Annotated in this window: 21 protein-coding genes; 2 read left to right on the top strand and 19 right to left on the bottom strand. The window is 39.6% G+C overall.

The window, feature by feature from the left end; genetic code table 11:
- Window positions 1-141 precede the first annotated feature (141 nt).
- The 3 genes from RT138_RS09485 to RT138_RS09475 all read right to left on the bottom strand — a co-directional run bounded on the left by RT138_RS09485 (window position 142) and on the right by RT138_RS09475 (window position 2,123).
- A complete protein-coding gene (locus RT138_RS09485; protein WP_313190471.1) occupies window positions 142-825 on the bottom strand; it encodes a phosphoribosylaminoimidazolesuccinocarboxamide synthase in 684 nt (227 codons plus the stop codon).
- A 71-nt stretch (window positions 826-896) separates the two neighbouring features.
- On the bottom strand, window positions 897-1,172 hold the full coding sequence (locus RT138_RS09480; RefSeq protein WP_093100743.1) for a chaperone modulator CbpM: 276 nt from the start codon (window positions 1,170-1,172) through the stop codon (window positions 897-899).
- A 3-nt stretch (window positions 1,173-1,175) separates the two neighbouring features.
- Window positions 1,176-2,123, bottom strand: coding sequence for a J domain-containing protein (locus RT138_RS09475; RefSeq protein WP_313190470.1), 948 nt, complete (start codon window positions 2,121-2,123; stop codon window positions 1,176-1,178).
- A gap of 150 nt (window positions 2,124-2,273) precedes the next feature.
- Between RT138_RS09475 and RT138_RS09470 the strand changes: the two genes are divergently transcribed.
- Window positions 2,274-2,828 carry a ferritin gene (locus tag RT138_RS09470; protein ID WP_185211107.1) on the top strand — a complete coding sequence of 185 codons (555 nt, stop codon included), beginning with the start codon at window positions 2,274-2,276 and terminating at the stop codon, window positions 2,826-2,828.
- Window positions 2,829-3,087: 259 nt separating this feature from the next.
- Here the strand turns inward: RT138_RS09470 and RT138_RS09465 are convergent, their stop codons facing one another.
- From RT138_RS09465 to RT138_RS09400, 14 genes are all read right to left on the bottom strand, one after another.
- Window positions 3,088-3,864, bottom strand: coding sequence for a hypothetical protein (locus RT138_RS09465; RefSeq protein ID WP_313190469.1), 777 nt, complete (start codon window positions 3,862-3,864; stop codon window positions 3,088-3,090).
- Window positions 3,865-3,866: 2 nt separating this feature from the next.
- A complete protein-coding gene (locus tag RT138_RS09460) occupies window positions 3,867-4,220 on the bottom strand; it encodes a GntR family transcriptional regulator (protein ID WP_185215980.1) in 354 nt (117 codons plus the stop codon).
- Window positions 4,221-5,000 (bottom strand): hypothetical protein, encoded by a 780-nt coding sequence (locus tag RT138_RS09455; protein WP_313190468.1) that lies wholly within the window; start codon window positions 4,998-5,000, stop codon window positions 4,221-4,223. It abuts the gene before it with no gap.
- Window positions 4,997-5,815, bottom strand: a complete 819-nt coding sequence (locus RT138_RS09450) for an ABC transporter ATP-binding protein (RefSeq protein WP_313190467.1) — start codon at window positions 5,813-5,815, stop codon at window positions 4,997-4,999. The genes RT138_RS09455 and RT138_RS09450 overlap by 4 nt, the downstream gene beginning before the upstream one ends.
- Window positions 5,816-5,992: 177 nt before the next feature.
- Window positions 5,993-7,579 carry a M28 family peptidase gene (locus RT138_RS09445; RefSeq protein WP_313190466.1) on the bottom strand — a complete coding sequence of 529 codons (1,587 nt, stop codon included), beginning with the start codon at window positions 7,577-7,579 and terminating at the stop codon, window positions 5,993-5,995.
- 17 nt (window positions 7,580-7,596) lie between these two features.
- Complete coding sequence (rpiB, locus tag RT138_RS09440) at window positions 7,597-8,034, bottom strand: ribose 5-phosphate isomerase B (RefSeq protein WP_185211093.1); 438 nt, start codon at window positions 8,032-8,034, stop codon at window positions 7,597-7,599.
- Between the two features lie 6 nt (window positions 8,035-8,040).
- On the bottom strand, window positions 8,041-8,913 hold the full coding sequence (gene tatC, locus RT138_RS09435; RefSeq protein ID WP_185211091.1) for a twin-arginine translocase subunit TatC: 873 nt from the start codon (window positions 8,911-8,913) through the stop codon (window positions 8,041-8,043).
- A 90-nt stretch (window positions 8,914-9,003) separates the two neighbouring features.
- A complete protein-coding gene (gene accC / locus RT138_RS09430; protein ID WP_185211089.1) occupies window positions 9,004-10,365 on the bottom strand; it encodes an acetyl-CoA carboxylase biotin carboxylase subunit in 1,362 nt (453 codons plus the stop codon).
- Window positions 10,366-10,432: 67 nt separating this feature from the next.
- Window positions 10,433-10,915: an acetyl-CoA carboxylase biotin carboxyl carrier protein gene (accB, locus tag RT138_RS09425; protein WP_185211087.1), complete on the bottom strand. Its 483-nt coding sequence runs from the start codon at window positions 10,913-10,915 to the stop codon at window positions 10,433-10,435.
- A gap of 66 nt (window positions 10,916-10,981) precedes the next feature.
- Window positions 10,982-11,971 (bottom strand): beta-ketoacyl-ACP synthase III, encoded by a 990-nt coding sequence (locus tag RT138_RS09420; protein WP_313190465.1) that lies wholly within the window; start codon window positions 11,969-11,971, stop codon window positions 10,982-10,984.
- A gap of 5 nt (window positions 11,972-11,976) precedes the next feature.
- Complete coding sequence (plsX, locus tag RT138_RS09415) at window positions 11,977-12,915, bottom strand: phosphate acyltransferase PlsX (RefSeq protein WP_313190464.1); 939 nt, start codon at window positions 12,913-12,915, stop codon at window positions 11,977-11,979.
- 104 nt (window positions 12,916-13,019) lie between these two features.
- The gene (gene rpmF, locus RT138_RS09410; RefSeq protein ID WP_093100719.1) at window positions 13,020-13,211 is read right to left on the bottom strand and encodes a 50S ribosomal protein L32; all 192 of its coding nucleotides are present in this window, start codon (window positions 13,209-13,211) and stop codon (window positions 13,020-13,022) included.
- 15 nt (window positions 13,212-13,226) lie between these two features.
- Window positions 13,227-13,763, bottom strand: coding sequence for a YceD family protein (locus RT138_RS09405; protein ID WP_185211082.1), 537 nt, complete (start codon window positions 13,761-13,763; stop codon window positions 13,227-13,229).
- Window positions 13,764-13,837: 74 nt separating this feature from the next.
- Window positions 13,838-14,488 carry an epoxyqueuosine reductase QueH gene (locus tag RT138_RS09400; RefSeq protein WP_313190463.1) on the bottom strand — a complete coding sequence of 217 codons (651 nt, stop codon included), beginning with the start codon at window positions 14,486-14,488 and terminating at the stop codon, window positions 13,838-13,840.
- Window positions 14,489-14,614: 126 nt separating this feature from the next.
- On the opposite strand from RT138_RS09400, the gene RT138_RS09395 reads away from it, so the two are divergent.
- A complete protein-coding gene (locus RT138_RS09395) occupies window positions 14,615-15,709 on the top strand; it encodes a hypothetical protein (protein WP_313190462.1) in 1,095 nt (364 codons plus the stop codon).
- Window positions 15,710-15,745: 36 nt separating this feature from the next.
- Here the strand turns inward: RT138_RS09395 and RT138_RS09390 are convergent, their stop codons facing one another.
- Together RT138_RS09390 and RT138_RS09385 are read right to left on the bottom strand one after the other, a co-directional pair.
- Window positions 15,746-16,606 carry a transglutaminase-like domain-containing protein gene (locus RT138_RS09390; RefSeq protein WP_374670339.1) on the bottom strand — a complete coding sequence of 287 codons (861 nt, stop codon included), beginning with the start codon at window positions 16,604-16,606 and terminating at the stop codon, window positions 15,746-15,748.
- Between the two features lie 47 nt (window positions 16,607-16,653).
- Window positions 16,654-17,313, bottom strand: a complete 660-nt coding sequence (locus tag RT138_RS09385) for an ABC transporter ATP-binding protein (protein ID WP_313190461.1) — start codon at window positions 17,311-17,313, stop codon at window positions 16,654-16,656.
- Window positions 17,314-17,411: the final 98 nt, after the last annotated feature.

Genomic DNA, 17,411 nt, shown 5'->3' with positions numbered 1-17,411 from the left:
ATACAATTTTATGGCTTTGATTTTTAGGGCTGTGATGATTATGTGCTGGAATATCAAAATGAGGAGGGTAAGATGTTGGATAAAAGTGGCTATAAGGGTTTAATTAAAAAAGGTCCTTCTGGGAAGAAGGACCTTTGTTTTTTAGGAAAGAAACAGCTTTTCAAGTTCTAAAGGAGCGACATATTTGCCATCCTTATAAACTCTCATGTTTCCTCCGGATATTTCATCGATCAGGATAATCTGATTGTTGGTTTTATCATGACCGAATTCCAATTTGATATCGTATAATTCAAGACCTTTTTTTGCAAGTTCATCCTTCACGATGCCGCAGATTTTTTTGGTCAATTCTTTTAATTCTTGGTATTGTTGATGGCTTAACAAACCTAACATAGCCAAAGCATCTTCAGAAATAACAGGATCACCACGTTCGTCATCTTTTATCGTTACTTCGACAAAGCTATCCAAAGCTTGGCCTTCTTCGCAGTAAGCTGCATATCTTCTAAGGAAGGAACCAACTGCTCTATAACGGCAGATAACCTCCAGGCCTTTACCAAATACTTTCGCATCTTTAACGATCATCTGGACTTTCTCGATGTCTGAAGAGATAAAGTGAGTGGGTACACCCAGTTTATTCAATACCTCGAAGAAATAGGTAGTCATTTTAAGGCCAGATCTTCCGGCACCTTCGATCGTTAATCCTACGGTGTTGGCTCCTGGGTCAAAGACTCCATTTTCACCGGTCACATCGTCTTTGAATTGCAATAGGATTTGGTTATCGCCAAGACTGTAAACGTCTTTAGTTTTTCCTTGATAGATTTTTTCCATGATGGTTTCAGTTAATTGAGGCGAATTTATCAAAAAATGATAGAGATGCCTAAATTATCCTTAAAAAACGCTTATTTTTCCAGTTTAAGGAGCCGCAATTCTCGCTGCAGTTCTTCAATTTTATCAATCAGGTTGTTGACCACTTCTATGCCCTGAACATTGAGTTCGAGTTCATAATGCCAAGTGGAGAAGCGTTCTACGTGCAGTACCTGTTCTTCTTCCAGAAACTCCTGTTCTTCTTGGATAATGATTTCAATAAGTCCATTATTATGCAGTTCCTGAATAAAGGTACGTTCGATATTATTGGTTTTGCAGATGTCGATTACTCTAAATAATGTCTTTTCCATGTCTTATTTCTTTAATGAATCCGCTAATTGTTCTATTATTTTCTTTTGCTCCTCGGTGAGTTCGGTCGGTAATTTCACCTGGATTTCTGCATATAGGTCGCCAAAGTCACCATCTTTCTTATATACAGGGAATCCTTTTCCCTTAAGTCGGATCTTAGCTCCGTTCTGGGTTCCTTCTTTAATCTTAACGTTGATTTTTCCGGTTAAGGTATCGACAATGGTCTCGCCACCTAACAATGCAGTTGGCAGGTCAACTTCAATATTCGTATAGAGGTCGTTTCCTTTTCGTATGAACCTTGAATCAGGTCTGATGGAGAAAGTGATGTATAGGTCACCTTTAGGCCCACCATTGACACCGTCGCCACCTTGGCCTTTAAGTTTAATTTTCTGTCCATCCTCCACTCCGGCAGGCACCGTGATACGGATGTTCTTGCCATTGACCGTAAAGGTCTGTTTATGGGTTTGGGAAGCTTGGAGAAGGGTTAGGTCGACCGTGGTTTCATAATCCTGTCCACGGTAGCTGCCCCGTTTTCCTGAGGACCTGCCTCCACCGAATCTAGAACCAAATAGATCTTCGAAGAAATCAGAATATTCGCCAGTATCGTAATTGCCATTGTAATTATTGAAATCAAATCCTTCAAAAGGATTTTGGCCAGCTCCTGCAGAACTTCCTCGGGATCCTCTAGAACGGGCATACTCTTGTTGGGCTTTTTCGTATTCCTCGCCATGTTTCCAGTTTTCACCATATTGGTCGTATTTTTTTCTCTTCTCTGGATCGGTCAGAACCTCGTTGGCCTCGTTTATTTCCTGGAATCTTTTCTTTGCACTTTCGTCATTTGGATTTAAGTCAGGATGGTACTTTCGGGCCAACTTTCGGTAAGCCTTCTTGATGTCATCTTGACTTGCGGATTTATCCAATCCTAATACACTGTAATAGTCTACAAACGCCATATTGAATATTGATTTAAAAAAAGAACAAGTTGAGTAGGGTTTTGTTTATTAATAGCCTTTCTCAAATTTACAATGTATATGTGTAAAAGTAAAGGGAGAAAAGGTAAACAAAGTAGGATGTGAAGTGTTAAAAAAGAAAAAGGAATTATTATGGATACCAATAGACTTTCAAAAGCGATGGAAACATCGTTGATTAAACAAATGACAAAAGAAAACCAAGCTTCTCAGATCTATTTGGCTTTGGGATGTTGGGCAGATACGAAAGGTTATGGCGGTGTTGCAAATTTCTTGTTTCGCCATGCTCAGGAAGAACGGAACCACATGATCAAGATCATGATGTATATTCTTGAAAGGGGTGGAACTCCAAAAGTTGAAGCCGTAGCTGAGCATACCAAACTGCCTAAATCCATGTCGGAATGTTTCAATATGGTTTTTCAGCATGAGGTAGATAATACCAATGCAATCTATGGATTGGTTAACCAGTCGATGGAGGAAAAGGATTGGGCGACATGGAACTTTGCGCAGTGGTTTGTAAAAGAACAGACGGAAGAAGAGAAATTAGCATTATCGTTGATCGATAAATTGAAGATTGCAGGTGGAGATCGTGCAACAGACGAATCGCTGTTTGAATTGGATAAATATTTGGGAAATGCTCCTGATGATGTGCCATTGGCTAGAGAATCGACAGCAGATAATCCGGAATAACGATATTTGGCTGAGAGAGCTAAAAATGAAAGGGCAGAATATTTTCTGCCCTTTTCTATTTATTGATTAACTGATTGGAATCATGCCATTCCATTCTTGTTTTCTTATGCTGCATGGAAATGCTATTGGATGCTTCGGTTCTTGCTTCTTCTTTTTTCCTTTCTTCAATTTTCACAAAGGAATGGATGTGGGGAATGAGAGCAATTAGAAACGTGCTGAGATATTTAATCAGAATTTTGAATAGCATGGTTTCTTAAACTTATTTAGGCCTTCTGGAATTGTAATAGTCCAAGTTTCCTGAAAGGACCAATGATTTCACGCGTTTATCTTCTGGGTATTTTCCAACGATAATATTGCTGAGCCCCTGTAGATCGGCATTCAGGGAGTCTATATGGTTATTGTTAAAAACATTCAGCAGCCCATCATTCAAGGAAACATCAAGTTTGTTGAAACTGAGGTTATCAAAGGTTATTTTCGATTTACCTGAGATTTGCATGCTAAAAGGATTGCTGAAATTTTGGCTTTCCCTGGAATAATTTCGAATTTTTAATGAGCTATTCTTGAGAACGACAATTTTGTTGAGGCCTTTGGCAGTGCTATCCGTAGGGATGATCTCGATAGATCCTCTATAATGCTCTAGGGTCAAACCGTAGGACTCCTGAGGGTTTAAGGTGAGTTCAACCCTCGAATAAACTTTCTGGCTTAGGGTGACCTGTAAGGTATCACCAATTCTTTTATGATCAAAATTGATAAATTGATTACTTTGCTTTACTGAAATTTGTGTTGTATCCGCATAAACAACTGATAGGAAGGCATTTTTATCATAACCGATTACCTTAATATTCTTAATGCCATCCAAGGATACTTTTTCCATTTTATCTGTATTGTCGAAGTTTTTGACAAAAGCAGAAACTAAATCGCGGGGTTCATGGCTTAAGGGATCTGCAAAGACAATGCCTTGCAGCGGTTTTATGACTAAGCAGACCAACCATAAAATGGCAAGGGCAGTAAACAATAATATATTTGACTTTTTCATAATTAGTTCGATTTATAGAGTTCGATTAATTCTTCTTCCGTAATCTTCAACAGTTTCGCAGTCTGGAAGAATTTGGGAGCTTCTACCTGGATGAAATTTTCCTTCTTTTCCTTGAGGATGATCTGTATGGCATTTTCAGCTACAAATAGGCCTAGTCCCCTTTTATTGAAAATAATTTCATCTTGCTGGAGCTTGTCATAAGCTCTCATGACGGTATTGGGGTTTACTTCCACCGAGGAAGCAAAGTCCCGGACAGAGAGGATCTTCTCTCCGACCTGCCATTCATCTTTAAGGATTTTCTCCATGACGATGTCGATGATCTGCAGGTATATGGGTTTATCTGATTGAAACTGCATTTAGACCTCCTTTTCCTTTAAAAAATAATAAAAACCGATATAGGTAATTAAGGCAGCCACATAGGTCGGTCCCCAGCTGTAGAAGGTCATATAGGATAGGTTGGAAATATTATAGGAATACCCATCCCAAATTCTTGAGCTAATAAAAATTCCCAAAGCTACTCCTGTGAGTAAAATGGCCGCCGAAATAACAAGGCTGTATTTTCTGAAATAGAGAGCAGCAAATAAAAAGTAAGGGTAAAATAAGAAAAACAATAAGGCCATCGGGGCAGATATGATCGTGAAGCTGCCGTTATAAAAGATGCTATATTTTGAGATTTCAGTGTAGAGTTTGCCCTGACGGTCTAATGCCGCTATAACCTCGTCCCAATACTGTTGCCTGAAATATATTTCTATGATGTAATTGAGGCCAAGGATAATGAGGTAATTATATAAGAGAATGAATAGCCCGATCAATAGGTAAGCAGTTAGCTTCTGCCAGGAATTCATCGGAATAGTGAAATCATAACTTTTATAGAATAGGTTGGAAATAAAGGTTAAATGAATGAAAGGCAACCCTACAATCAATGCAAAGCTCCATCTGATATTAGTGCTGTCCACAAGATTGATTAACATATTGTCATTGATTTCGGTTTTAGGCGACAACAAGTAGGTTGATAGGTCATTGCTAATAAATATCAAGCTGATGGAATAGGATATGATGGCAATAACTGGAATCGAAATCAACAAATAACGATGAGACGCAAAAATGCAGTTGAGGTATTGAAATACTGTCTTCATAATTCAATTGGTTTAGGGTTGTTGGTAAATGCATTAAAGAGGAATTCTATGTCCAATTTGGATTCGGAGCCTGAATGGTTTTCCACTAAATAATAAGGTCCAGAAAGTTCTTCCTGAACATATAGCGCCTTTTCAGCATCTGCAGTTGATTTGCTGACCTTGAGTTTTTTTGATAATTGATAGATGTTTTCATCTAAAACCAGGCTGCCACTTTTCATGATCATTAAATGATCAAATAATACATCTACATCGCGGATTTGATGGGTTGCAATCAAGAAGATTCGGTCTTCATTGATAAACTTGCTGAGCAATTTTCTGAAGACTGCCTTTGAAGGGATATCCAATCCATTGGTCGGTTCGTCCATCAATAGGACCGAACTGTTGCAGGCTAATGCAAAAGAAAGATGGACCTTTCGATGCTGTCCCAATGAAAGCGCTCTAAGCCTATTGCTGATTGGGATATTGAATTCCTTGATACAGTCCAAGTACTGTTGATGATCGTACTTGCTGTAGAATGCACCATACAGCTTTCCGAATTGTTCAATCCCAAGATCAGGTAATTTGCTGTAATCTGGGAGAAAATATACCTCATTGAAATATTCGGCGATCCGTTCTGAACTGAAATGTCCTTTGAATTCGATGCTTCCATCCTTTGGTATCAACATGCCGACGATAAGCTTCAATAATGTGGTCTTGCCTTCACCATTTAACCCCAATAAGCCATATATGCTTCCGGGTTTTAAAGTTGTGTTGATATTCCAAAGAATATTCTTGTTCGGTTTATAATAATACGATAATGATTTAATGGTTAACATAGCGTATTGTTTTAGTGTATTAATGTGGTAGTACACTGCAAATATACAATCGTATTCATGATCTGCAAGAAAAAAGTGAAAATATTTTGAGGGATAAGGTTTTAGGGGAGAGAGGGTTGCACAAAAAATGGGCAGAATTCTCATTCTGCCCATTTTAATATTGTTTGCTCAAATTGCTTATTGTGCTGGAGCAGGTGTTTTATCAACCACTAATTTTTTGTCACGGTTAGCGATTTCCCAAGCTGTATGGAAAACCAGTTTTTCGCGTTTAGCCATCATTGGGAAGTCGATTTTATCCACGGTATCATTTGGTGTATGATAGTCAGGGTGTAATCCTGAGAAGAAGAAAATCACTGGAATACCATGTTTGGCCAAGTTGTATTGGTCAGAACGGTAATAGATGCGCATTGGATCCTTTGGATCATCATACATGTAATCTAATTCCATTTGTGTGTAGTCTTTATTGGCCTTCTCATTGATTGCCTTCAATTCCGAACTCAACATATCTGATCCAATAGCATGGATGTAATTGTGGTTTCCGTTCAAGTGCTTATCATCAATACGACCGATCATATCCATATTCAAACAGGTTACTGTGTTGCTCAATGGGAAGATCGGATGCTGAGAGTAATAATTTGATCCTAATAGACCTTTCTCCTCTGCAGCAAATGCCATGAACAGGATAGTTCTTCTAGGACCTTTGCCATCTTTTTTAGCTGCTGCAAAAGCTTTTGCCAATTCCATAACACCTACAGTTCCTGAACCGTTGTCATCTGCTCCTGGAAAGAATGTTCCATCAGGAAGGATTCCGTCATGGTCATAGTGTCCAGAGATAATTACAACTTCATCTTTAAGGTCAGTCCCTTCGATTACACCTAGTACGTTTGGATCATGGAATTCCTCTTTCTTAACGCCCATGGTAGCATCTACTGATGCTTTTACATCAAATGAATTTGCTTTTCCTGTATTATTGATCGATTCTTTGATTTTTTCTACAGTAGTGTTTTTAGTTGCTAGGATTTGATTGGCAGTTTCCACAGTGATGTTTGCTACTGGGATATCCATGCTAGGCTGGTTGGTCTGGGTTTCATTAGATTTTAATGAAAAACGACCTCCGGTCAAACGGTTTCCAAAACGGCTGATCATCTCTGCATTCTGAGAGCTAACTGCCAAGATCATCTGTGGCTTAAGTTTGCTCAGTTCCTGAATTCTTTTGAAACGGCTCGTCGACCAATCGGAAGGTGTAGAAGTTCCAGAAATCAAGGAATTGCCGTCTTTGGTTGGTTCTCCTTCGTTGATTACCAATACCACTTTACCTGCAATATCCAAGCCTTTAAGGTCATTATATTTATCAGATTGGATTCCGTAGCCTACGAAAACGATATCAGAAGCCTTGAAGTCCCTGCTGTTATTGTTGCCTTGGATAAATAGGTCTTTTCCATTTTCCAGTGCTTTGTTGTTGATGCTGAATTTATCAACGATATAAGATGTTCTTTCCAATGCTACAGGTTGGAAATAAGAACCATTTACTGCTGGTGTTAAGCCTAATTCCTTGAATACATTTGCAATGTATTCAACAGTTTTTTTACCGCCTTCTTGCCCAGTTCCACGTCCTTCAAACTCACGGGAAGCAAGAATGGTCAGGTGTTTTTTTGCCGACTCTTCGGTTAAGAGGTCAGCATATTTCTTTTGATTTGCTTGTTGAGCTACCGAACAGCTGAACAGCGACGGTATCAAAAAAGAAAGAATAAGTAATTTTTTCATTATCGATTTTAAATTGGTTATGCACAAGAAATTTTGTTCACACGGTTAGCATGACGGCCACCTTCGAAGTCTGTTGTCAAGAAGGTGCGAACAATACGTTTTGCTAGGTCAAGATCAATAAAACGAGCTGGAATACAAACGATATTTGCATCATTGTGTTGACGAGCTAGAGCTGAAATTTCCTCCAACCAGCAAATTGCAGCACGAATGCCTTGATGTTTGTTAGCTGTAATGGCAACTCCGTTTGCACTGCCACAGATCAAGATGCCTAACTCATTCTCTTTGCTCTCTACACTTGAAGATACAGGATGTGCAAAATCTGGATAGTCAACAGAATCTGCAGTAGCAGGACCGAAATCCTGAACAGTATAACCTAATTCATTTAAGAATGTGATTAATGCTGTTTTATATTCAAACCCAGCGTGATCACTGCCAATTGCAATTTTTTTAGACATGATGTATTATTTTGTATTATAAAATTCTTTTTCTGCAAGTTCCTTCGCTTTTTTAACATTCGCCGAAACCATGATGCTCAATTCATATAAGATAAACATTGGAGCACTTACCGTCAATAACGTGATAACATCCGCTGTAGGGGTGATGATAGCTGCAATGACCAAGATGATCACAATGGCATATCTACGGCTAGCACGCATAAACTCTGGGGTCATGATTCCTATCTTAGACAGGATAAAGATCAGGATAGGAAGCAAGAAGATGATTCCACAACCTAGTGTCAATGTCGCAATGGTCGATAAATAAGAGTCTATTGTAATCTGATTCGTGATTTCATCACTTAATGATACGTTCGCAAGGAAGTTAACCGACAAAGGAACCACGATATAGTAGCCGAATAATGCACCTATCACGAAGAGCACCGTCGCGTAGAATACAAATCCTCTAGCCGATTTTCTTTCAACATCGGTCAAAGCCGGTTTAATGAATAACCAGATTTCGAATAGGAGATAAGGGAAGCCCAAAGCAACAGCCATCAATAGACAGGAGTTGATCTGAAGCATAAACTGACCCGCCAATTCCGTATTGATGATATTGAATGGGATCTTCTCTACACAGAAACCTTCCAGGTTCAAGGCTGCCCCAACCTTACACATCATTCTATAGGTCCAGAAGTCCAAGTTCTTCGGTCCCATGATGATCTGGTTGAAAACAAAATCGTAAAATGTAAATGAAAGGATCGCAAATACGGTAATAGCAATTACAGAACGGATGATGTGCCACCTTAGGATTTCCAAATGATCGAAGAAGGACATTTCCGCCTCGATGTTCTTTCCTTTATTCTTGATTGCCTCTATAAGTTTGATATTCTTGGACATGTAGTTTTAATGCGGTGATCTAATCGTAAGAAAACAAAAATACCATTCTTCTCTCGAAGAATGGCATGTTTTGTATATGTAAAGTAAATTTTATACAACCTCCTCATCAGGATACTCCGTAAGGTCGAAAGTTTCCATGAATTTAGTCGTGAAATTACCTGCCCTAAAGTTCGGGTCACGCATTAAACGAAGATGAAGTGGGATGGTTGTTTTTACGCCTTCGATAACGAATTCACTTAACGCACGCTCCATCGTATTGATAGCCTCTTCACGAGTTTGGGCTACACAAATCAATTTCGCGATCATGGAGTCGTAGTTTGGAGGGATAGTATATCCTGAATAAACATGCGTATCTACACGCACACCATGACCCCCAGGTGAATGGAAGTTGGTAATTTTACCTGGTGATGGACGGAAGTTGTTGAATGGGTCTTCCGCATTGATACGACATTCGATTGCATGCATAGTAGGCTCGTAGCTCTTACCAGAGATTGGAATACCTGCTGCAACTTTAATCTGTTCTTTGATCAAGTCAAAGTTGATTACCTCTTCAGTAACTGGGTGCTCTACTTGGATCCGTGTGTTCATTTCCATAAAGTAGAAGTTGCGGTGTTTGTCAACCAAGAACTCGATTGTTCCAGCACCTTCATATTTTACAGCTTTGGCACCTAAGATAGCAGCTTCACCCATTTTAGCGCGCAATTCTGGCGTAATGAATGGAGAAGGAGCCTCTTCAACTAATTTTTGATGTCTCCTTTGGATAGAACAGTCACGCTCAGAAAGGTGACATACTGTTCCATATTGGTCACCGATTACTTGGATTTCAATATGGCGAGGATCCTCAACATATTTCTCTAGGTACAAACCGTCGTTTCCGAACGCTGCACCAGACTCTTGACGAGCAGAATCCCAAGCATTTTCAAAATCTTCATCTTTCCAAATGATACGCATACCTCTACCACCACCACCGGCCGTAGCTTTAAGGATGACAGGGTAACCCATATCTTTTGCAATTTGCAAACCAGTTTTTACATCTGGCAACAAACCTTCAGAACCTGGGATAGTTGGAACACCAGCTTTCTTCATGGTCTCCTTGGCCGAAGCTTTGTCTCCCATTTTTTCAATCTGTTCCGCTGTAGCACCGATGAATTTGATGCCATATTCAGCACAGATAGCAGAAAATTTAGCGTTTTCGGATAAGAAACCATATCCAGGGTGGATTGCATCAGCATTTGTAAGTTCTGCTGCTGCAATGATATTTGGAATATTTAAATAGGAATCTTTACTAGCAGGAGGGCCGATACAAACAGCTTCATCCGCAAAGCGAACGTGTAAACTATCACGGTCAGCAGTTGAATAAACTGCCACACTTTGAATACCCATCTCCTTACAAGTACGGATAATTCGAAGTGCAATTTCACCTCTATTTGCAATTAATATTTTTTTGAACATAATACTCTTTGATGTAACACTTTATCTCTTAGCACAATAAAAAAAGTTTCTGGAATTACTCCAAAAACTAACTAGGATCTACTAAGAATAAAGGTTGGTCGTATTCTACAGGTTGAGCATCATTTACCAAAATCTTCACGATTTTACCTGATACTTCAGATTCGATTTCATTGAACAATTTCATTGCCTCAACGATACAGATAACCTTTCCAGGTGTAACATCATCACCTACATTCACAAATGATGCTTTGTCTGGTCCTGGAGAACGGTAAAATGTTCCGATAATTGGAGACTTAATAGTGATATATTTTGAGCTTTCATCAGCAGCAGGTGCCTGAGCTGCAGGAGCAGCAGCAACTGGTGCAGGAGCAGCAACTGGAGCAACTGCTTGAGCAACCTGAGGTGCTGGAAGTGTTGCCGTTACGTAAGTAGGCTCTTGATTAGTCTTTATCGTAATTTTAAAATCTTTCTCTTCGATCGATACTTCATTCACACCCGATTTGGAAACGAATTTGATAAGATCTTGAATTTGTTTAATATCCATACTCATATGCTAGTAGGTTTGTTTAATAATTTTAAAAAATAAATAGCTATAAAGGTAATAATAAAATGCAGATTAATACGCCCATCTTAAATAAATAGAGCCCCATGTAAACCCTCCGCCAAATGCTGCTAAGATTAGGTTGTCTCCTTTTTTAAGCTGGCTTTCCCATTCCCATAAACACAATGGAATGGTGCCGCTGGTAGTATTTCCGTATTTTTGAATGTTTACCATTACTTTTTCCTCAGGTAGTCCAGCACGTTCTGCCGTTGCATCAATTATACGCTTGTTCGCCTGATGTGGAACTAACCAATTAACATCTTCCGAGGTCAATTTGTTTCTCTCCATCACTTCAACAGCTACATCAGCCATATTGGTCACGGCAAATTTAAATACTGTACGTCCCTCTTGGTAAGCGTAATGAAGGCCAGCATCTACCGTTTCATGAGTCGCCGGGTTCAACGAACCACCGCCTTTAATGTTCAGGAACTGTCCACCAGATCCGTCTGTTTTTAAAACAGCGTCGATCAGGCCATTTCCTTCATCATTTGGTTCCAGTAATACTGCTCCACATCCGTCTCCGAATAGGATACAGGTATTTCTGTCTTTATAATTGACTACTGATGACATCTTATCGCCACCAACAACCAATACTTTTTTGTGTTTTCCAGATTCAATGAATTGAGCACCCGTGGTCAATCCGAATAGAAATCCTGAACAAGCTGCTTGAAGATCAAAACCCCAAGCTTTTTTAGCTCCAATTTTGTCTGCCAAGATATTTGCTGTAGCAGGGAATAACATATCCGGCGTACTGGTACAGAAGATTATTAGGTCGATATCTTCAGCAGAAATCCCTCTTTTCTCCAATAGGCCATTTACTGCTGGCACAGCCAGGTCAGAAGTAGCTTTTGTTGGATCTTTTAATATTCTTCGCTCACGGATTCCTGTGCGGGTTACGATCCATTCGTCGTTAGTGTCTACCATTGTTTCCAACTCCTTGTTGGTCAGGATGTAGTCCGGAACGTAACCATGTACTGCAGTAATAGCTGCGTGAATTTTAGACATATGTTTTAGTTAAATGCAGATTTGATCCTCTCAATGAATTTTGAGGCGATCATATCTCTCGACAATAATACCATATTTTTTATAGCCTTCGGCGTTGAAATACCGTGGCCAATGATTACAGGGGCATTTACCCCTAAAATTGGGCTGCCGCCATATTGCTCGTAATTGAACCTGTCAAAGAATTGGTCCTTGAAACCTTTCTTCAGAGTAACTACATAAAATGATTCAGCTAGCTTCAGTACTACATTTCCAGTGTAGCCATCACAAACAATTACATCGGCATGATCACTGAATAGATCACGGCCTTCTGCATTTCCAATAAAATTAATCTTGTTGTTTTCTTTTAAAAGAGGGTAGGTTGCGATGGTTAGGTTGTTTCCTTTTTCTTCTTCTTCACCAATATTTAGCAAGCCAACTTTTGGTGAGGATATGCCGTAAACATGTTCTGCATACAGGCTTCCAAGGATAGCAAATTGGTTCAGCATTTCCGGCTTACAGTCTGCATTGGCCCCTACGTCCAACAAGATCCCAAAGCCATCCTTAAGCTTCGGTACATTGGTCGCAATGGCAGGACGCAATACCCCTGTAATGGTCTTTACACTGAACATGGCACCTACCAGCATAGCGCCAGTATTGCCTGCTGAAGAGAAAGAATCGATCTCTCCGTTTTTCAATAAGTCAAATCCCTTGGCTATAGAAGAGTTAGGCTTTTGGCTGATTGCTTTTGTGGGATGTTCGTGCATACTGATGTTCTCAGGTGCATGAACATAGTCAAATTTTGAGGGGTCAGATCCAGCTTCGGTAATAGCGCTTCTAATGGCTTCTTCATCACCAAATAGCACAATCCGTTGCGAATCGTCCAGCTGTTTTTGAGCTTCAATCGCTCCTTTGATATTAGAATCAGGAGCAAAATCCCCTCCCAACACGTCTAATCCAATCTTCATTCGTTATTATTTATATTATTCAATAATACGCAAAAAACATCCCAAGTGAAAGTTAATAATATAAAATATTATACTTTTTTGGGATGTTTTTAAGAAAGATGTCGTTAGACAGCAGCGGTGTTCTCAATAATTAATTTACCGTTGTAGTATAAGTTACCGTCTACTGTGTATGCGTGGTGAGGTCTGTGCACCGCGCCAGTTTCTTTACAAACAGTTAAGCTAGGTAATTCAGCTTTATAGTGTGTTCTTCTCTTGTCTCTTCTAGATTTAGAAGTTTTACGTTTTGGATGTGCCATCTCGTATCTTTTGTTTTAGTTATTTTTAATATTCTTCAATGCTTCCCAACGAGGGTCAATGTTTTCATTGTCCTCCTCAGACGAGCTTTCTTCTTCATTTTGTATCCTGTTCAACATCTCCGGGTCACATGCTATCCCTTCTCCGTTTTCATTACACTTAGGATAGGGAGGGACTGCCACATTGATGTATTCATACAGCAACGGAGCGATGTCCAATTCATAGTCGTTCTTGGATAAGGTGATCACTTCTTCCGTGTCCTCATTCCAATCTTCATCGCTGAATTTTACCAAAGCACGTTCCTTAATGTGAACTGGGGAATCAAAGGTCGATAGACAAACATCGCAAGTCAGTTTTATGGTGCCTTGAATGTCGAAATTAGCTATCAACATGTTCTCCTGTTTCTGCAAGTCGACAACCGCTTTTAGATTGCCTTCCTGTAGCAAGGAATGTTCGTAACATGCAAAGAACTTCTCGTCGATTTCAAAGTCAAAACTGTGCTTACCTGTTGAAAGACCTGAAAATGGTATTCTGTATTTTTTTAGATACTTCACAATCTTGCATTTGAGCCTGCAAAAGTAACGATTAAATAAGTATAAATGAAATTTATTTTAAAAAATCGTCTAGGCTATTCGTAATAATTTTTTCCTAATTCAATTTTCGGACGGTCGTTCGCCATCCGCCATTTATTGGTGTCGCGCAATGAATAGGCACAACCGCAATATTCCTGCATATAAAACCTTTCTTTCTTGCTGATTTCCAACATTCTCGCCGAACCACCTTTCTTGCGCCAGTTGAATGTCCAATATTCCATGTTCGGATATCGCGAAGCAGCTCTTACTCCACAGTCGTTGATCTGGCTCATCGTTTTCCAACGTGAGATTCCTAATGAACTAGAGATGACATCAAAACCATTTTGGGCCGCATATTCCGCTGTTTTCTCAAAACGCATATCGAAACACATGGTACAGCGAATGCCTCTTTCAGGTTCATGCTCCATGCCTTTTGCCAACTCAAACCAATAATCAACATCGTAATCGGCATCAATGAATGGAATATTGTGCTTCTCGGCAAATCGGATATTCTCCTCCTTCCTTAGATCGTACTCCTTCCGTGGATGAATGTTAGGATTATAGAAATAGATCGTGAAATCTATATTTGAAGCAATCAATGCCTCCATTACCTCACCAGAACAGGGAGCACAGCAGGAGTGAAGCAAAAGCTTTTTCCCTTCGTTGGGCAATTCCAACTTCTCTCTTACAAATTCTTTGTTCTCCATTGCTTTATTATCTATTCTGCAATTTTACGGAAATACATCTATTTAACCAACTTTAACAATCTTAAAGCCCTGAGAGCTCGCCTTCAAACGATTATTTTATACATTTGTAATATAATTGATTATTTTATGAAACTGAAGTACTTATTCGCTCTCCTCGCCATTGCCACCCTCATTGGATTTTATTCCTGTGAAAAAGACGATGATGAACCACCTGCAAGCAACTCGATTTCAAGACTCTATATATCTTACTCTGATTTTAACGATAACCCTGATTTAACGCAATTCAACAATGTTGTGCTATTGCCTAATTCAGATGATGAAGAAAATATGGGGCTTCGTGCCACTCCCTTTTTATCAAATGTGAAGGGGGGGAATACCATCTATTTTAATCCAAGTGCAAGACTCATTTTTCAATCATCTATTAATACAACGGTTACAGATACCTTCGTCTATAAGCTTAATATCGGTGAAACGGGTGCATTGAGCAATGACAACAATAGAATTCGTCAAGGCCTTTTAAGAGATGTCCGAGGTTTAGTATTCCACCCAAGTCTGGATAAATTGTATGCCATTTCCAATGGCGGTGGAACACCGGCCTACTATGTATTCGACAGACCTAGAGGATTGTCAGAATTCAGGAAACCTGGACAGACCTATCATTTCAAAAACGAAATTGTACCTTGGGATGTGACCATTGTCAAAAGTGGATTGGTGGTAAGTAAATCTGGTGCTAATGGAGGAGTTGAAATTTACGACAATCTAGTTATCTCCCGAGATTCAATAGTCCAATCGGTCGAGCCTTCTAAGATACTGACGGTCTCAGATGCAGTTAATATCCGTGGAATGTCGGTTGATACAGTGAACAATATGCTAGCTCTGACAGATTTTGTACAGACTGGAACAGGAGCATCAGCTACTTACGAGGGAAGAATCCTGATCTTTGATGATTATGCGAAAATTAGTGCCGCATCTGGTGCTATCAGCCCAACACGTATCATTAAAGGGGTAAATACCAAGTTAAAACAACCAGTGGATGTAGAACTTGATTTCAGAAAGGACAGCAAATATATCTATGTTGCTGATCCAATATCAAAAGCAGTTTATCGATTCTTAAAGACAGACAATGGAGATGTTGCGCCAAATGCAACTTATCAATATCAGCAACCTGGAAGAGCCGAAGCTTCGGTTCCAAGAGGAATATCCCTGGATGCCCGGAATTAGATAAGAAAAATATTGAATTTATATAGGAAGACGAGGTTAATTAATCTCGTCTTCTTCGATTAACGTCAGCAAGGTTTCCACTTCAAATTTCTTTTCCGCATTATCAACATGCTCATAGGCTGCGATCAGGTTTCTCAGAACCCTTTTTATGATCGCAATATTATCGCAGGGAAGGGTATAGTTATCAGAAAGCGGTAGGTTCAACTGTCTCAAGAAAGCATAGATATCTTCTTCGCGCATGATCTGACCACGGTTGAAAACATTGATATAGAATTGGACCTTATCCTGATTCTCTCCGTCTACATAGGCCAAAACAAAATGTTTCGGAAGATTGACACCATAGATTGGAATGTCTAGCTTCTGGGCCACCAATGCATAGATACAGGCCAAACTGATCGGATTTCCCTTCTTTGTTTCCAGTACCTTATGGATAAAGGAATTTTGCGGATCATGATAATTAGAGGTGTTTCCAGAGAGACCAAATTCCCGGAAAAGGATATTGTTGAGCAGTTTTACTTTCTCCACCGGACTCATATCATACATCAGGTGGTACCAAGCATTTCTGCGCAGTTCCGCCAGTTGGTAATAAACCTGTTCTTCATGAAGATTGGGATATTGATATCGGTTGATGATCAGCAGGCCTTCCAGGAGGTCCTCGGAGTTGTTAAGTTTCCAAAGTTGAAGGTCGTTCTTGACCTGGTCATATTGGATTTTATGAATGATGTTTTCAATCCTGCTTTGTGAAAGCGGGTCAAAAGAAGATTCCCACGAGTGTTCCAATAAAGGTATAACCTCAGGCCCACATGTGATTAGTTTGTGCTCTATCTCTTGAAAAATCTCCCGGTCGGGATCATCCAAAAGATAGATGAGTGCCTTAATTTCTTTTTCATTCACAATGAAATTTACGAAATAAAAGGCAATCCCAAAAATCCTTCAGCAAATTGTTATTTTAATTGACCATCCAGCATATTGATGATGGACTTGCCGTATTCTGCATTCTTCTCAGAGTGAGTCACTTGTATGATGGTCATGCCATCTTCGTTCAGTTGTTTGAACAGCTCCATGATTTCCTCGCCTTGTTTCGAATTCAGGTTTCCGGTAGGCTCATCAGCCAATAACAATCTTGGCGATCCTGCCAATGCCCTCGCAATGCCCACCACTTGTTGCTGTCCACCTGAAAGTTGCGCCGGAAAAAGATCCTTCTTGCCCACGATATTAAATCGGTCCAACATATCGGATACAATGCTTTTCCGTTCTGAAGACGAAAGGTTCTTGTAGATCAATGGCGTTTCAATATTTTCATACACGGTCAACTCATCAATCAAATGGTAAGATTGAAATACATATCCGATATGCGACTGAAACAATTGCGATCTCTTCTTCGCTTTCATGTTCAGCACATCTTCCCCCATAAAATTATAACTACCCTCATCAGGTTCATCCAGCATCCCAATAACATTCAATAAAGTCGACTTCCCAGACCCAGAAGGCCCCATAATGGAAACAAAATCTCCCTCATTGATTTCCAGATTGATATCCTTTAATATAAAGTTCCGGGTACCACCAACATTGTACCACTTAAATATGTGTTCTAATTTTATCATGTTTTTTTTATAGTATTTAGTATCAAGTATTTAATATTTAGACCTTTCCTGCTCCTCGATCTTGGCCAATCCTCTCATCTCTTTCATCCTAGTTCAAA

The sequence above is a fragment of the Sphingobacterium sp. genome (genome assembly GCF_032065005.1).
Classification (GTDB): Bacteria; Bacteroidota; Bacteroidia; order Sphingobacteriales; family Sphingobacteriaceae; genus Sphingobacterium.
This window is presented reverse-complemented; position numbering and strand designations above follow the sequence as displayed.

Excerpts from the sequence above, each read along its gene's own strand:
- tatC (WP_185211091.1), bottom strand. The coding sequence starts at position 8,913 with ATGTCCAAGAATATCAAACTTATAGAGGCAATCAAGAATAAAGGAAAG.
- RT138_RS09420 (WP_313190465.1), bottom strand. The coding sequence starts at position 11,971 with ATGTCTAAAATTCACGCAGCTATTACTGCAGTACATGGTTACGTTCCG.
- accC (WP_185211089.1), bottom strand. The coding sequence starts at position 10,365 with ATGTTCAAAAAAATATTAATTGCAAATAGAGGTGAAATTGCACTTCGA.
- rpmF (WP_093100719.1), bottom strand. The coding sequence starts at position 13,211 with ATGGCACATCCAAAACGTAAAACTTCTAAATCTAGAAGAGACAAGAGA.
- RT138_RS09460 (WP_185215980.1), bottom strand. The coding sequence starts at position 4,220 with ATGCAGTTTCAATCAGATAAACCCATATACCTGCAGATCATCGACATC.
- RT138_RS09385 (WP_313190461.1), bottom strand. The coding sequence starts at position 17,313 with ATGATAAAATTAGAACACATATTTAAGTGGTACAATGTTGGTGGTACC.
- RT138_RS09445 (WP_313190466.1), bottom strand. The coding sequence starts at position 7,579 with ATGAAAAAATTACTTATTCTTTCTTTTTTGATACCGTCGCTGTTCAGC.
- RT138_RS09450 (WP_313190467.1), bottom strand. The coding sequence starts at position 5,815 with ATGTTAACCATTAAATCATTATCGTATTATTATAAACCGAACAAGAAT.
- RT138_RS09470 (WP_185211107.1), top strand. The coding sequence starts at position 2,274 with ATGGATACCAATAGACTTTCAAAAGCGATGGAAACATCGTTGATTAAA.
- RT138_RS09395 (WP_313190462.1), top strand. The coding sequence starts at position 14,615 with ATGAAACTGAAGTACTTATTCGCTCTCCTCGCCATTGCCACCCTCATT.
- RT138_RS09485 (WP_313190471.1), bottom strand. The coding sequence starts at position 825 with ATGGAAAAAATCTATCAAGGAAAAACTAAAGACGTTTACAGTCTTGGC.
- RT138_RS09480 (WP_093100743.1), bottom strand. The coding sequence starts at position 1,172 with ATGGAAAAGACATTATTTAGAGTAATCGACATCTGCAAAACCAATAAT.
- RT138_RS09465 (WP_313190469.1), bottom strand. The coding sequence starts at position 3,864 with ATGAAAAAGTCAAATATATTATTGTTTACTGCCCTTGCCATTTTATGG.
- RT138_RS09400 (WP_313190463.1), bottom strand. The coding sequence starts at position 14,488 with ATGGAGAACAAAGAATTTGTAAGAGAGAAGTTGGAATTGCCCAACGAA.
- accB (WP_185211087.1), bottom strand. The coding sequence starts at position 10,915 with ATGAGTATGGATATTAAACAAATTCAAGATCTTATCAAATTCGTTTCC.
- RT138_RS09455 (WP_313190468.1), bottom strand. The coding sequence starts at position 5,000 with ATGAAGACAGTATTTCAATACCTCAACTGCATTTTTGCGTCTCATCGT.
- RT138_RS09475 (WP_313190470.1), bottom strand. The coding sequence starts at position 2,123 with ATGGCGTTTGTAGACTATTACAGTGTATTAGGATTGGATAAATCCGCA.
- rpiB (WP_185211093.1), bottom strand. The coding sequence starts at position 8,034 with ATGTCTAAAAAAATTGCAATTGGCAGTGATCACGCTGGGTTTGAATAT.
- plsX (WP_313190464.1), bottom strand. The coding sequence starts at position 12,915 with ATGAAGATTGGATTAGACGTGTTGGGAGGGGATTTTGCTCCTGATTCT.